The organism is Streptomyces sp. NPDC036984, assembly GCF_055607665.1.
This window is the reverse complement of the sequence record NZ_JBVJRL010000001.1, coordinates 302,989-315,771: the sequence shown is the minus strand read 5'-3', so window position 1 is coordinate 315,771 and position 12,783 is coordinate 302,989. Positions and strand designations below refer to the sequence as shown.

The 12,783-nt window shown below is 71.5% G+C and carries 16 protein-coding genes; 15 read left to right on the top strand and 1 reads right to left on the bottom strand.

Annotation, left to right across the window (positions count from 1 at the left end):
- Window positions 1-4 precede the first annotated feature (4 nt).
- The 13 genes from cpaB (at window position 5) to ACZ7DL_RS01375 (ending at window position 10,612) form a co-directional block, all read left to right on the top strand.
- Window positions 5-709, top strand: a complete 705-nt coding sequence (gene cpaB / locus ACZ7DL_RS01435; RefSeq protein ID WP_470770492.1) for a Flp pilus assembly protein CpaB — start codon at window positions 5-7, stop codon at window positions 707-709.
- A 12-nt stretch (window positions 710-721) separates the two neighbouring features.
- Window positions 722-1,960: an AAA family ATPase gene (locus ACZ7DL_RS01430; RefSeq protein WP_470770490.1), complete on the top strand. Its 1,239-nt coding sequence runs from the start codon at window positions 722-724 to the stop codon at window positions 1,958-1,960.
- Window positions 1,961-1,967: 7 nt separating this feature from the next.
- Window positions 1,968-2,348 carry a TadE family protein gene (locus tag ACZ7DL_RS01425; RefSeq protein WP_470770488.1) on the top strand — a complete coding sequence of 127 codons (381 nt, stop codon included), beginning with the start codon at window positions 1,968-1,970 and terminating at the stop codon, window positions 2,346-2,348.
- Between the two features lies 1 nt (window position 2,349).
- Window positions 2,350-2,691, top strand: coding sequence for a TadE/TadG family type IV pilus assembly protein (locus tag ACZ7DL_RS01420; protein WP_470770487.1), 342 nt, complete (start codon window positions 2,350-2,352; stop codon window positions 2,689-2,691).
- A gap of 19 nt (window positions 2,692-2,710) precedes the next feature.
- Window positions 2,711-4,048, top strand: a complete 1,338-nt coding sequence (locus tag ACZ7DL_RS01415; RefSeq protein ID WP_470770486.1) for a CpaF family protein — start codon at window positions 2,711-2,713, stop codon at window positions 4,046-4,048.
- A gap of 11 nt (window positions 4,049-4,059) precedes the next feature.
- On the top strand, window positions 4,060-5,004 hold the full coding sequence (locus ACZ7DL_RS01410) for a type II secretion system F family protein (RefSeq protein ID WP_470770484.1): 945 nt from the start codon (window positions 4,060-4,062) through the stop codon (window positions 5,002-5,004).
- A 15-nt stretch (window positions 5,005-5,019) separates the two neighbouring features.
- Entirely contained in the window at window positions 5,020-5,907 is an 888-nt protein-coding gene (locus tag ACZ7DL_RS01405; protein ID WP_470770483.1) for a DUF5936 domain-containing protein, read from the top strand.
- A gap of 244 nt (window positions 5,908-6,151) precedes the next feature.
- Window positions 6,152-7,675 (top strand): sensor histidine kinase, encoded by a 1,524-nt coding sequence (locus ACZ7DL_RS01400; protein WP_470770481.1) that lies wholly within the window; start codon window positions 6,152-6,154, stop codon window positions 7,673-7,675.
- Window positions 7,676-7,689: 14 nt separating this feature from the next.
- Entirely contained in the window at window positions 7,690-8,454 is a 765-nt protein-coding gene (locus ACZ7DL_RS01395; protein ID WP_470770480.1) for a response regulator, read from the top strand.
- Window positions 8,455-8,579: 125 nt separating this feature from the next.
- Entirely contained in the window at window positions 8,580-8,777 is a 198-nt protein-coding gene (locus tag ACZ7DL_RS01390; RefSeq protein ID WP_470770479.1) for a Flp family type IVb pilin, read from the top strand.
- A complete protein-coding gene (locus ACZ7DL_RS01385) occupies window positions 8,777-9,361 on the top strand; it encodes a pilus assembly protein TadG-related protein (protein ID WP_470771177.1) in 585 nt (194 codons plus the stop codon). Before ACZ7DL_RS01390 ends, ACZ7DL_RS01385 begins: the two co-directional genes overlap by 1 nt.
- 38 nt (window positions 9,362-9,399) lie before the next feature.
- The gene (locus ACZ7DL_RS01380; protein ID WP_470771176.1) at window positions 9,400-9,981 is read left to right on the top strand and encodes a hypothetical protein; all 582 of its coding nucleotides are present in this window, start codon (window positions 9,400-9,402) and stop codon (window positions 9,979-9,981) included.
- Window positions 9,982-9,988: 7 nt separating this feature from the next.
- Window positions 9,989-10,612, top strand: a complete 624-nt coding sequence (locus ACZ7DL_RS01375; protein ID WP_470770477.1) for an OmpA family protein — start codon at window positions 9,989-9,991, stop codon at window positions 10,610-10,612.
- Window positions 10,613-10,751: 139 nt separating this feature from the next.
- Here ACZ7DL_RS01375 and ACZ7DL_RS01370 read toward each other — a convergent pair whose 3' ends face one another.
- The gene (locus tag ACZ7DL_RS01370; RefSeq protein WP_470770475.1) at window positions 10,752-11,186 is read right to left on the bottom strand and encodes a DUF192 domain-containing protein; all 435 of its coding nucleotides are present in this window, start codon (window positions 11,184-11,186) and stop codon (window positions 10,752-10,754) included.
- A 91-nt stretch (window positions 11,187-11,277) separates the two neighbouring features.
- Between ACZ7DL_RS01370 and ACZ7DL_RS01365 the strand changes: the two genes are divergently transcribed.
- Together ACZ7DL_RS01365 and ACZ7DL_RS01360 are read left to right on the top strand one after the other, a co-directional pair.
- Window positions 11,278-12,150 carry an LLM class flavin-dependent oxidoreductase gene (locus tag ACZ7DL_RS01365; protein ID WP_470770473.1) on the top strand — a complete coding sequence of 291 codons (873 nt, stop codon included), beginning with the start codon at window positions 11,278-11,280 and terminating at the stop codon, window positions 12,148-12,150.
- A gap of 55 nt (window positions 12,151-12,205) precedes the next feature.
- The gene (locus ACZ7DL_RS01360; RefSeq protein ID WP_470770472.1) at window positions 12,206-12,724 is read left to right on the top strand and encodes a GNAT family N-acetyltransferase; all 519 of its coding nucleotides are present in this window, start codon (window positions 12,206-12,208) and stop codon (window positions 12,722-12,724) included.
- Window positions 12,725-12,783: the final 59 nt, after the last annotated feature.

Here is a 12,783-nt window from a genome sequence, read left to right as displayed (position 1 = left end):
GTTCATGAACTCCCGTCAGCGCCGCGGCGTGATACTCCTGATCCTGTCGGTCCTGTGCGCTCTGGGCGCGTTCGCCGGCGTCCTCTCCGTCGTCCACGACGTGAACTCCAAGGTCGGGCCCGAGGTCACCGCCTACCGGGTCAGGTCCGAGGTGAAGCCGTACACCGCGCTGAGCACGGACCAGTTCGAGAAGACGACGATGCCCAGGCGGTGGCTGTCCGGCAACGCCGTCACCGACCTCAGGCAGATCCGCGGCAAGATCGCCGTGACCACCCTGCGCACCGGCTCCCTGCTCCAGACCGACATGATCGTGGACCAGCCCGCCCTCCAGGCCGGCCAGCAGGAGGTCGCCATCATGATCGACGCGGCGACCGGTGTCGCCGGCAAGATCACCCCCGGGTCGCGTGTCAACGTCTATGCCACCTTCGAGGGAAAGAAGGAAGGCGACCCCGACCAGTCGAAGATCATCGTGACCAGCGCCCGCGTCCTCGACGTCGGCCAGATCACCGCCCTGGACACCGACAGCGACAACCGCCGGCAGCCCACCGAAGCCGTCCCCATCACCTTCGCGCTGTCCACCATCGACGCCCAGCGCATCACCTACGCCGAGTCCTTCGCCCAGCGCGTCCGGCTCGCGCTCGTGGCCCCCGGCAGCGAGACCAGCGTCCCCGACAAGGACCGCACCTACGAACTCGCGACGGACAAGTGAGAGGCGGCCCGCATGCCCACCAGGATCCTCCCGGCCGGCGCGGACCCGGACGCCGTCCGCTCCCTCACCACCCTGCTCAGCCAGCTCCCGGACGCCGAACCGCAGCCGCCGGTGACCGACTCCACCCAGCTGGTCGACACCCTCGCCCGGCTCGCCGCCGAGTCGGTCGACGAGCTGCCCGAGGTCGTCGTCGTCCACGAACGCATCGGCCCGGTCCCGGCCCTGGAGCTGATCCGCGAGGTCGCCCTGCGCTTCCCGGCCGTCGGCGTCATCCTCGTCACCACCGACGCGAGCCCCGGCCTGTTCGCCGCCGCCATGGACTCCGGCGCCCGCGGCCTGGTCGCGCTCCCGCTGTCGTACGAGGAACTCGCCAACCGTGTCCAGGCCGTCGCGCAGTGGTCGACGGGCGTACGACGGCACCTCGGGCACGGCGGCGAGGTGTTCGGCGGGGCCGGCGGTACGGTCGTCACCGTCAGCGGCGCCAAGGGCGGCACCGGCGCCACCCTGACCGCCGTCCAGCTGGCCCTCGCCGCCCAGGCCTCCGGCCGGCCCACCGCGCTGGTCGACCTCGACCTCCAGACCGGCGACATCGCCTCCTACCTGGACATCCAGTTCCGCCGCTCGGTCGCCGACCTGGCCGCCATCACCGACATCTCGCCGCGCGTCCTCGCCGACGCCGTCTTCCGGCACGACACCGGCCTCGCGCTGCTCCTCGCGCCCGGCGAGGGCGAACGCGGCGAGGAGGTCACCGACCGCGCCGCCCGCCAGCTGATCAGCGCCCTGCGCTCCCGCTACGAGGTCGTCGTCATCGACTGCGGCGCCCAGCTCGGCGGGGCGGGCGCCGCGGCGGTGGAGATGGCCGACACGGCCCTGCTCGTCACCACCCCGGACGTCATCTCCGTACGCGCGGCCAAGCGGACGGTACGGATGTGGGACCGGCTCCAGATCCGCAAGGCCGAGGAGACCACGGTGGTCGTCAACCGGCACACGCGCAGTACGGAGATCCAGCCCGCGCTGGTGCAGCGGATCACGGGTACGGCACTGGCACGGACCACCGTCCCCGCCAACTTCAAGGAGCTTCAGGGCGTCGTGGACGCCGGACGGGTCCACGAGCTGGACGCCCGAAGCACCGTGAAGCAGGCGCTGTGGGCGCTCGCGGGGGAGCTGGGGCTGGTGAAGGGCGCCGCCGAGGGGAGCTCCCACCGGGGCGCCGGGCGGGGAGCGGTGAGTTTTCGGCGGCGGAAGGAGTGAGCGCTCCATGAAACGGCCGGACGGGGACCGGGGACAGGTCAGCGTCGAGTTACTCGGCATGACCCCGCTGATCGTCCTCACACTGGTGCTGATGTGGCAGGCCGTACTCGTGGGGTACGCCTACACACTCGCGGGGAATGCTGCGGACGAGGGCGTGCGAGCCGGGACGGCGGTGCCTCCGGGGGAGCGGTTCGCGGTGTGCGAGCAGGCCGCGCTGAGGCATCTGTCGGGGGCGTGGCGAGGGGGTGCCAGCGTGGAACAGTGCGGCGGGGCCGGCTATGTGACGGCCGACGTGGCCCTCAAGGTCCCCGTGCTCTTCCCCGGCCTCGTCGACTTCCCGGTCACCGTGCACGGCCACGCCGGTGCCGTCGAGGAGGCGAAGCGCTGAGATGCCGAACCGCCGCAGCCGCGACCGGGGGCAAGTCGCCATCGAATACCTGGGGTTCATCCCCGTCCTGCTGATCGTCGGGCTGGCCGGGTTCCAGATCGGCGCGGTCGCGTACGCGGCCGAGCAGGCCGGTACGGCGGCCCGGGCGGGGGCGCGGGCGGCGTCGCTGGAGCAGTCGTACACGCAGGCGTGCGCGGACGCGGTGAGCGGCGGGATCCGGGTGGCGTGCTCGGCCGCCCGGGGAGGCGACTCCGTGACCGTCACCGCGACCGTCCACATCCCCGCGATCGTCTGGGACCTCGGCACCGCCACCAAGTCCGCCACCATGCCGCTCGACCACTGACCGAGGAGAAGCGAACCCCATGAGTCTGCGGGCACGCATCAGCACTCCGGAGGAGCACGGCAGCCGGGGCGAGGACGGGCATCTGGTCGCCTCCTACCGGGCCAAGCTGCTGGAGGAGATCGACCTCGCGGAGATGACTTCGCTCGCGGCGGCCGAGCGCCGGGCGCGTCTGGAACGGGTGCTCGGGCACATCATCAGCCGCGAGGGCCCGGTGCTGTCGACGGTGGAGCGGTCCCAGCTGATCCGCCGGGTGGTGGACGAGGCGCTCGGCCTCGGCATCCTGGAACCGCTGCTGGAAGACGCGTCCATCACCGAGATCATGGTCAACGGGCCGGACGCGATCTTCGTGGAGCGCGGCGGCCGCGTCGAGCAGCTGCCCCTGCGGTTCGCCTCCGCGGACCAGCTGATGCAGACCATCGAGCGGATCGTGTCCACGGTCAACCGCCGGGTGGACGAGTCCAACCCGATGGTGGACGCCCGCCTTCCCTCCGGCGAGCGCGTCAACGTCATCATCCCGCCGCTGTCCCTGACCGGCCCGATCCTCACCATCCGCCGCTTCCCGCGCTCCTTCACCCTCCAGGAACTGATCGGCTTCGGCTCGCTCGACGAGCACATGGTGTATCTGCTGGCGGGCCTGGTGCAGGCCAAGTTCAACATCATCGTCTCCGGCGCCACCGGCACCGGCAAGACGACGCTGCTGAACGCCCTGTCCGGGCTGATCCCGCCGCACGAGCGCATCATCACCATCGAGGACTCCGCCGAACTCCAGCTCCAGCAGGCGCACGTGGTCCGCCTGGAGTCGCGCCCGCCGAACGTGGAGGGCAAGGGCCAGGTCATCATCCGCGACCTGGTCCGCAACTCCCTGCGCATGCGCCCCGACCGGATCGTGGTCGGTGAGGTCCGCGGCGGTGAGTCCCTGGACATGCTCCAGGCGATGTCCACGGGCCACGACGGCTCGCTGGCGACCGTGCACGCGAACAGCGCCGAGGACGCCCTCACCCGGCTCCAGACCCTCGCCTCCATGTCCGACGTCGAGGTCCCCTTCGTAGCGCTGCACGACCAGATCAACAGCGCCGTCGACGTCATCGTCCAGCTCACCCGGTTCGCCGACGGCGCCCGCCGGATCACCGAGATCGCGCTGCTCGACAGCCACGGCGGGGAGCCGTACCGGCTGGCGACCGTGGCCCGCTTCGAGGCCCGGCCCATGACCCCCGACGGCCGTGTCCACGGCGCCTTCCGGTACTTCCCGCTGCCTCGCCGTACCGCCGACCGCCTCTACATGGCGAGCCAGCCGATCCCGCAGGCATTCGGCGTCGCCCGCACCGCCGACCAGCTAGCCACCCGAGAAGCCAGGTAGGACCCAGGACCATGGAACTGCACACCCTCGTCCAGCTCACCACCGGCGTGGCGCTGCTGACCTGCGTCCTGGCGGTGGCCGGCGTGCACAGCTACGCCTCGGGCCGGGCCCAACGCGCCGCCCTCGTGGACCGCCTCGCGCACACCGGCCTGCCACCGGCGGCCGGCCGCAGACGCCGCTTCCGCGACCTGGACCGGCGGCTGCGCCGTACCCGCCTCGGCCGGTGGCTGGAACGGCGGCTGGCGGCGACCGGCCTGGACGTCACACCGGGCGAGTTCTTCGTCGCCATGCTCGCCGCGGTCGCCGCGCTCTGGCTGATCGGCCAGGCCACCCTGGCCCCCTTCTTCGGCCCGATCGCCGGGCTCCTCGGAGTCGGGGCGGCGGTCCAGTTCCTCAACTGGCAGCGCCAGAAACGCATCGAACGCTTCATCAACCAACTCCCCGAACTGGCCCGCATCCTGGCCAACGCCACCCAGGCCGGCCTCGCCCTGCGCACCGCGATCGGCATGGCCGCGGAGGAGCTGGAGGCCCCGGCCGGCGAGGAACTGGCCAAGGTCGCCGACCAGCTGGCCATCGGCCACTCCCTGGACGACGCGCTCGGCGAACTGGCCGACCGCCTTCCCTCGCGCGAACTGGTCGTCCTCGTCACGACGCTGGTGCTGTCCAACCGGGCGGGCGGCCAGGTGGTCTCCGCCCTGCGCAACCTCACCGAGACCCTGGAGGAGCGCAAGGAGACCCGGCGCGAGATCCGCACCCAGCTCTCCCAGGTGACCATGACGTCGTACGCCGTCCCGGTCCTCGGCGTCGGCGCGCTGTTCCTGATGAACGGCGTCAAGGACGGCGCGCTGGACCGCATGACCGGCTCACCGGTGGGCCAGGCGTGCGTGATCATCGCGTTCGCCATGTACGCCGTCGGCTTCGCGCTCATCCGGCGCCTGAGCCGGATCGATGTGTGAGGGGCCGGGCCTGACATGGGATTCCTGCTCGCGCTGCTGATGGGCCTCGGCGTCTGGGGCGCCTTCGCCGGCGTCCGCATGTACCGCGCGGACGCCAAGCTCCCCGGCGACCTGGCCGTCGCCCTGGAGGTCGGCGCCACCCGCACCGGCGCGGTCGGCTCGGTGATCGACCGCATGGGCATGCGCTACGCCCCCGCCGTGCTGCGCCTGATGGGCCCGCGCCTGGTCGCCAGGTACCGCAGGAAGATCGACCTCGCGGGCAACCCCGGCGGCCTGACCATCGACCGCTACGCGGCCCGCCGCGCGGTCTACGGCGCGCTCGGCGGCGTCGGCTTCCTGGTCTTCCTGCTCCGCGGCCAGTGGTTCGTCGCGCTGCTCCTGCTGCTCTTCGGCGCGTTCTGGACGGAGGTGGGCATCTGGTCGGCGATCCGGGTCCGCAAGGACGTCATCGAGCGCACCCTGCCCGACTTCCTGGACGTACTCGCGGTGGTGGTCAGTGCGGGCCTCGGTTTCCGCCAGGCCCTGGACCGGGTCGCCTCGCGCTACGAGGGCCCGTGGGCCGACGAACTCCGCATCACCCTGCGCCAGATGGACCTCGGCATGAGCCGCCGACAGGCCTTCGCGGAACTGCGCCGGCGCAACGACTCCGAGCAGGTGGCCATGTTCGTCACGGCGCTTCAGCAGGGCGAGGAGCTGGGCGCGCCCATCGTGGACACCCTGGTCTCCCTGGCCAAGGACATGCGCCGCACCGACGCCCAGAACGCCCGCCGCAAGGCCGCCCGCGCGGTGCCCAAGGCCACGCTGATGATCACTACCTTCATGGTCCCGGCGACGATGCTCCTGCTGGGCGCGGGCCTGTTGCTCGGCTCCGGCGTGGACTTCGGCTCGCTCACGGGGAAGTGAGGTGGCCATGACGACGACGGGCCTGACGGGACGCGGGAAGCGCATGGGAGGAGCACGCCTCGGCGCGCGCCTGCGGGAGGCCGCCGGCCGGCTCGCACACCGGCCGCCGGGCACGCGGGGCGGGGCAGCCGGGACGGCCGGACCGGAGCGGACGAGGTGGGGTGGGCGTCGGTCGGTCGGGGGGGAGAGGGCCGGGCAGGGGCCGGCGCGGACGGGGTGGGGTGGGCGTCGGTCGGTCGGGGAGATGGCCGGGCGGGGGCCGGCGGTAGCCGAGACCTCGCTGGAGGAGGTGGCGCAGCCGGGCCGGGGGGCGCAGCCGGAGGGGGCGGCACCACCGGCCGAGCCGTCGGTGGCGCAGCGGGAGGGGGCGGCACCACCGGTCGAGCCGTCGGTGGCGCAGCGGGAGGAGGTGGCGCCGTCGGTCGAGTCGTGGGTGGCGCAGCGGGAGGAGGTGGCACCGCCGGCCGAGCCGTCCGAGAAGCTCCAGATCCGTGCCCTTCAGGCCATGTGCCGCCAGGTCTTCGGCTTCCGCCTGGCGATGATCGTCCTGTCGGCCCCCGCCGCCCTGCTCAACGCCGCCCCCGGCCTGGGCGCTCGCCTGGTCGGCGCCGCCGTGGTCGTCACCTTCATGGTGTCCTACGTCCTCTTCCGCGACTGGGAGCGCTTCAGCCCCCTCCTCCTGCGCCACCCCAGCCTGCTGGCCGCCGACACCCTCTTCGGCGCCCTCCTCCTGATCTCGGCGGGCCCGGACACCACCCTCGCCTACGTCAGCGTCTGCACCCCGCTCCTGGCCGGCCTGGTCTACAGCTGGCGCGGCGCGGCCGGCTTCGCCTCCCTCCAGGCCCTGATCCTGCTCCTGGTCCACGCCACCCTGAAGGCCGACCGGCACGCACCCGTCGCCGAGGCCCTGCTCCTGCCCGGCCTCTGCGTCATCGCCGGCGCCATGGGCTCGACCCTGCGCAACCTGATGCTCCGCTTCGGCGCCGCGACCCAGGCCCTGACGGCGGTCCAGGCCCGCCTCGCGGCGGCGGAGGCGGTGAGCGCGGAACGCGCCCGGCTGGCGCGCGAGATGCACGACTCCGTGGCCAAGACCCTGTACGGCGTGGCCCTCGCGGCGGACGGCCTGGCGGCCACGGCCGCGGCGGCGGAGCCCGACCCGTCCCGCATCCGGGATCAGGCGGACCTGGTGTCCCGCTCGGCGCGCAGGGCGGCGGCGGAGTCCCGCGAACTGCTGACGGACCTGCGACGGGACCAGCCGGATACCACGGCCCAGTCCCCGTCGACCCCGTCCCCGCTCTGGCAGGAACTGCCCGACCGGGCGGCCGCCTTCACCCGCCGCACGGGCCTGCCGGTGACCTGCCACTGGGCGGCCGAGAACCCCGCCGGTCTGCCGCCCCTGCTGCCCCCCGTGGCCCGCCACCTCCTCTCGATCGCCACGGAGGCACTGGAAAACGCCCACCGCCACGCGTCGGCGACCCGTGTGGACGTCCGAGCGGCGGTCGACGGCCACCTGCTCCGCCTCACGATCCACGACGACGGCACCGGCCTCCCGCCCGGCACCACCCTCGAACGGCTCCGCGACTGCGGCCACTTCGGCCTGCTCGGCATGGTCGAACGGGCGGCACAGGCGGGCGCCCGCATCCGCGTGGGAAGGGGCGCCCACGCACGAGGCACGGAGGTACGCCTGGACGTCCCCCTGCGCACCCCCGGCCGCGCCGGCCCCTCGGCCGCGTCCGAACCGTCCACCCCCCTGTCCCGGCCAGCCTGAGAGGAGGAGACACCATGCGGTCATCACACAGCGCGCCCCGGCCCGACTTCCCACCCCCGGCGCCGGCCTCGCCACCGTTGCGGCTGCTGGTCGCCGACGACAACCCCGTGGTCCGCGCCGGCCTGACGACCCTGCTCTCGGGCCGCGCGGACACCACGGTGGTGGCGGAGGCGAGGGACGGCCGCGAGGCGTACGAGGCGGCGCTCCGGCACCGGCCCGACGTCATCCTCCTCGACGTCCGCATGCCCGGAGTCGACGGAATCTCGGCGTTGCCGCACCTGGTGCGGCTGGCCCCCGTCATGATGCTCACCTACACCCACGAGACGGAGACCGTACGTGAGGCGCTGCGGCTGGGGGCGGGCGGATATCTGGTGCACGGCGAGTTCACGACGGAGCAGTTGGTGCGGGCGGTGCGGGATGTCCGGGAGGGCCGGCCGCATGTGACACCAGGGGCGGCGAGGGCGTTGCTGACGGACCTAAGACAAAGTGCACCTGCACACGCACCCCTCCAACACCCCGACAATACAGGGAATTCTGACCTCAAAGCCCTTTCGCAAATGCAACCATCTGTGGGACAGTCATTCCGATCGGGGTTCCGGCTGAGCGCGAGGGAGGCGGAGATCATGGACCTCATCGCGTCCGGCATGACCAACCAGCAGATCGCCGCCGCCTGCTTCATCAGCGAGAAGACGGTCAAGAACCACATCAACCGCATCTTCGCCAAGCTCCACAGCACCACGAGGTCCCAGGCGACAGCGAAGTGGCTGGGGGTGACCTGACATGCGCGGGCAGGGCAGGAACACCGGGGCGGAATGGGCCTGGGGTTGGGTCCTGGGGCCCTCTGGCAACCGGACCGTTTCACCGTACGCTCCCCGGGTCCGAGGCGAAGCTGGAGGGGAAAACCGTGAGCAAATGGTTCAACACCACCGTCGCGTATCTGCAGGCCCGTGCCATGCACGACGACCGGGGTCAGACTGCGGTGGAGTACCTCGGCATCATCGCGGTGGTCGTGGCGATCGTGTTGGCGATCACGGGTACGAGCATCGGCCAGTCGATCTACGACGCGATCACGCAGAAGATTTCCGAGGTCACCGGCGGCTGATTCTTCCCCGCCGCGACGCAGGGCAGGCCTTCCCCATCTACATCACGGTGGTGGCAGGCCTGCTTTTTCTTGCGCTCGCGTACCTTGCCGTCGGTCAGGCCGCGGTGAACCGGGAAGGAACACAGACGGCTGCTGACGCGGCAGCGCTCGCGGCGGCTCAGAACGCTCGCGAACAACTCACGGACCAGTGGGTGAAGCTGCTGCTCGATCCGACGAAATGGCAGGACGTCTTCGAGGGCAAGGCGGGAATCGACGACCCGTGCTGGCGGGCCGAACAACTCGCGGCGCAGAACGATGCTCATGTGAACACGTGCCTTTCCCCGGAGTTGCTGGAGTACCGGGTCGATGTGAAGACCAACAAGTCCGTCGGCCGTTCCGTCGTACCTGGGACGGAGAACTTCAAGTCGACCGCCTCCGCAACTGCCGTCATCGAGCCGCTCTGCACCTTCGACCTCTCCGGCGAGCGGGCCGGAGACGAGGCGCTGCCGCAACTCACCTGCAAAGACAAGGCCTGGGAGCTGAACCCGGACGAGCCGTCGGAACTCCCGAAACCCGAAGACCTTTTCGACGTTCACCTGGGCTGACCGACAAGCTGACGATGAGTGACGAAGGAAGCGGAGCGATGAGCATTCGGTGCGCTGCGAAGGCCCGCAGGGGGATGGTCGCACTGTCCGTTGTAGCTGGTCTGGTCGTTTGTGTGGCCGGCTGCGGCGGCAGTGGCGATGACGACAAGAAGCCGGACAGCTCGGTGTCCGCCTCCAAGACAAGTGAGTCCGGGCCAAGCACTCAGGAAGGGGAGTCGGACGAGCCGCTGACCGAACTCAAGGGCTCGGACGGCCTGCTTCTCCAGATCACCTCGGCTCAGCGCGACTCGGGCGGCTTTGTCACCGTCAACGGCACCTTGAAGAACGATGCGGCGGACAGTGTTGTCATCCCTTCCGCCCTGAGCGGCAATGAGACCGAGATCCTGAGGAACGGCAGGTCTCTGGGCGGTGCCACGCTCGTCGATCCGCAGGGCAAGAAGCGGTACTACGTTCTGCGAGACACCGAGGGCCGTCCACTGACGACCACCGGCTTCTCCACACTCAGGGCCGGTGACACCCTGGCGGTCTTCATGCAGTTCCCAGCACCTCCGGCGAACGTGACCGAGGTGGCCTTCCAGCTGCCGACGTTCTCTTCCGCCACCATCAAGATCTCCGGGTGAGGCCCCAGTGACCACCAACCCCCGCCTCGCTCTCACCGCCGCCGTTCTTCTGGTCGTCGTGTGTCTGCCCGGTGCCGTGGCCGTCGCCGATGACGGTGGTCCCAGTGAACCGCCCGGTACGGAACCCACCGCCGCCGCCCCGGTGAAAGTGGATCCGACGGATCCGGACCTGAAGCTTCCGGAGGGGGCCACGTTGGCTGCGGCCAAGGTGCTGGACATCAAGTCGGTCGTGGAGGACCAGAGCGGAGACGAGCGGCGTGAGGACACCAACGCCGACGTGACCTTCGCGCTCCAGGCCGAGGTGCTGTTCGACAAGGACAGCGCCAAGCTCGGTGAAGAGGCGAAAGCCCGTATCGCCGGCATCGCCGAGGAGATCAGGAAGCAGAACGCCACCCAGGTCCGCGTCTTCGGCTTCACCGACAACCTCGGCTCCTCCGCCCACGGCGACACCCTCTCCAGGCAGCGCGCCAACGCCGTACAAGCCGTACTCGACCAGGACCTGAACAACCCGAACGTCACCTTCGACGTCCGCGGCTACGGTGAGCAGTACCCGATCGCCGACAACTCCACCGAGGCCGGCCGGAAGAAGAACCGCCGGGTGGAGGTCTCCTTCCCCCGTACCCAGCAGTGAGGCCGGGCCGATGAGCAGGACTCCAAGGACTCCAGAGTCTCCAAGGACTTCAACGACTCCAAAGACTCCGAAGCCCAGGTGAACACCGTCTCCGGCACTCCGGCGGCCTCACCCTCGTAACGCCCCGTACCCCCACGGATCAAGCCAACTTCTCCACCTCCACCCGCACGCCCGGCCGCAGCCCCCACCCCGCCATCGCCCCGGCCTCCGCCTCCAGTACGTGCCGTGCCCGCGGGCGGGGCAGGCCCAGGCGGCCCGGGAGCATCGTGCGGACGGCGATGACGGTCAGGCGGCGGTCCAGGTAGGCGACGTCGATCGGGATCCGCATCCCGAACGTGTGCACCCCGCTCGCCGGCGACAGCAGCATCGCCCCGTCCACCGAGTCCCGGCCCAGCAATCCCTTCGTCCGCGCCCGGTAGGAGGTCGAGATCTCCAGCGGGATCTCCAGCGGGATCTCCAGCGGGATCTGCAGGGGGATCTCCAGGGGGGCGGGCGCGGTGGGTGCCTCCGCGGGGTCGTCCCGCACGATCAGCCGCCCCCGACCGTCCCGCCAGCGCTCTCGCCGCCGCCCCATGCCCCGTCCTCCGCTCCGCCGCCGGGCCGTCAACTCGCCGGGTTCGTAAATGCGTTGTCCTTCCCCCGTCCTCCCCACTAGGAAGGGGCCTATGACAGGACTCGGCGCCGTATTCCGTCCGCAGCTTCCACCCGAGCGGCTGCGGGCCGTCGCCCGCGCCGCGGAGGACGCGGGGCTCGAAGAGCTGTGGCTGTGGGAAGACTGTTTCCTGGAGGGCGGGATGTCCACGGCCGCCGCCGCGCTCGCCTGGACCGAGCGGCTACGGGTCGGGATCGGTCTGCTGCCCGTGCCGCTGCGGAACGTGGCCGTCACCGCCATGGAGGCCGCCTCGCTGGAGCGCATGTTCCCCGGCCGGGCCATCCTGACCGTGGGGCACGGTGTGCAGGACTGGATGGGCCAGGTCGGCGCCCGGGCCGCCTCACCGCTCGGCCTGCTCGGTGAGCACCTCGACGCCCTGCGCGCCCTGCTGCGCGGGGAGCGGCTCACTGTGCGCGGGCGGTACGTCCAGTTGGACGACGTCGCCCTGGACTGGCCCCCGCAGCGCCCGGTCGACGTACTCGCCGGCGGCACCGGACCCCGTACGCTCCGGCTCACCGGCGAGAAGGCCGACGGCACCCTCCTCACCGCCGCCACCTCGGTGGACGGCGTACGTCGGGCCCGGCAGCTCGTCGAGGAGGGGCGGAAGGCGGCTGGGCGCGCCGGGTCGCATCGGGTCGTCGTCTATCTCCTGACAGCCACAGGGGACGGGGCCGACGTCCGGCTGCGTGCCGAACTCGCCGCCGAGGGGCTGGAGTCGGTGCCGGGCGTGGGCGTCGCCGGCGACGCGGCCGCCGTGGCCGAGGCCGTGCGCCGGCTGGCCGAGGCCGGTGCGGACACCGTCGTCCTCCAGCCGACGGCGGACGAGCCGGACCCGGAGGGATTCGTGCGGTTCGCCGCACAGAAGGTCCGCCCCCTGCTGCCGTGAGGCGCCTCTTCGCTGGTCAGGGCCATTGTCAGTGGGGGGTGCCACACTGCCCTGCATGACGGACGAGACCGACGGGACGAACAGGACCGACCAGCGCGCCGCCGTGTTTCTGCGGCAGGTCACGGACGAGGATCTGGAGGCCCTCTTCGCCTACGAGCACGACCCCGAAGCCGTCCGGCGGTCGAGGTTCACCCCCCGGCCAAGGGACGTCTTCTTCCGGCACTGGCGGGAGCGGGTGCTGGCTGATCCCGACTGCCTGGTGCGGACGGTCACCGTCGACGGGGAGGTCGCCGGGAGCGTGGTGTCCTGGACGCAGGACGGGCGGCGGTTCGTCGGTTACTGGCTCGGGCGGCCGTACTGGGGCCGCGGCATCGGCACCCGTGCCCTCGGCCTGTTTCTGGAGCTGGAGCGGGTGCGCCCGCTGTACGCCGACCCCTTCGCCGGAAACACCGCCTCCGTCCGCGTGCTGGAGAGACACGGCTTCGAGCGGTCCGGCACGGTCCGGCACGGGGAGGACGAGCACGTCCTGCTGATTCTCGGGGAGGCCCGCGGGGACGCCCGGGACGGCAGGTGACGACCGTCGCCGCCGGTCCGCCGGAAAACCGGCAGGCCCGTCGCCGCCGGTTCGCCCGG

What these genes read in the sequence shown, in the direction of transcription:
- ACZ7DL_RS01400 (WP_470770481.1), top strand. Translation starts at nt 6,152, where the DNA reads ATGGCCGGGCGGGGGCCGGCGGTAGCCGAGACCTCGCTGGAGGAGGTG.
- ACZ7DL_RS01420 (WP_470770487.1), top strand. Translation starts at nt 2,350, where the DNA reads ATGCCGAACCGCCGCAGCCGCGACCGGGGGCAAGTCGCCATCGAATAC.
- ACZ7DL_RS01415 (WP_470770486.1), top strand. Translation starts at nt 2,711, where the DNA reads ATGAGTCTGCGGGCACGCATCAGCACTCCGGAGGAGCACGGCAGCCGG.
- ACZ7DL_RS01370 (WP_470770475.1), bottom strand. Translation starts at nt 11,186, where the DNA reads ATGGGGCGGCGGCGAGAGCGCTGGCGGGACGGTCGGGGGCGGCTGATC.
- ACZ7DL_RS01365 (WP_470770473.1), top strand. Translation starts at nt 11,278, where the DNA reads ATGACAGGACTCGGCGCCGTATTCCGTCCGCAGCTTCCACCCGAGCGG.
- ACZ7DL_RS01395 (WP_470770480.1), top strand. Translation starts at nt 7,690, where the DNA reads ATGCGGTCATCACACAGCGCGCCCCGGCCCGACTTCCCACCCCCGGCG.
- ACZ7DL_RS01360 (WP_470770472.1), top strand. Translation starts at nt 12,206, where the DNA reads ATGACGGACGAGACCGACGGGACGAACAGGACCGACCAGCGCGCCGCC.
- ACZ7DL_RS01430 (WP_470770490.1), top strand. Translation starts at nt 722, where the DNA reads ATGCCCACCAGGATCCTCCCGGCCGGCGCGGACCCGGACGCCGTCCGC.
- ACZ7DL_RS01425 (WP_470770488.1), top strand. Translation starts at nt 1,968, where the DNA reads ATGAAACGGCCGGACGGGGACCGGGGACAGGTCAGCGTCGAGTTACTC.
- ACZ7DL_RS01380 (WP_470771176.1), top strand. Translation starts at nt 9,400, where the DNA reads ATGAGCATTCGGTGCGCTGCGAAGGCCCGCAGGGGGATGGTCGCACTG.
- ACZ7DL_RS01410 (WP_470770484.1), top strand. Translation starts at nt 4,060, where the DNA reads ATGGAACTGCACACCCTCGTCCAGCTCACCACCGGCGTGGCGCTGCTG.
- cpaB (WP_470770492.1), top strand. Translation starts at nt 5, where the DNA reads ATGAACTCCCGTCAGCGCCGCGGCGTGATACTCCTGATCCTGTCGGTC.
- ACZ7DL_RS01405 (WP_470770483.1), top strand. Translation starts at nt 5,020, where the DNA reads ATGGGATTCCTGCTCGCGCTGCTGATGGGCCTCGGCGTCTGGGGCGCC.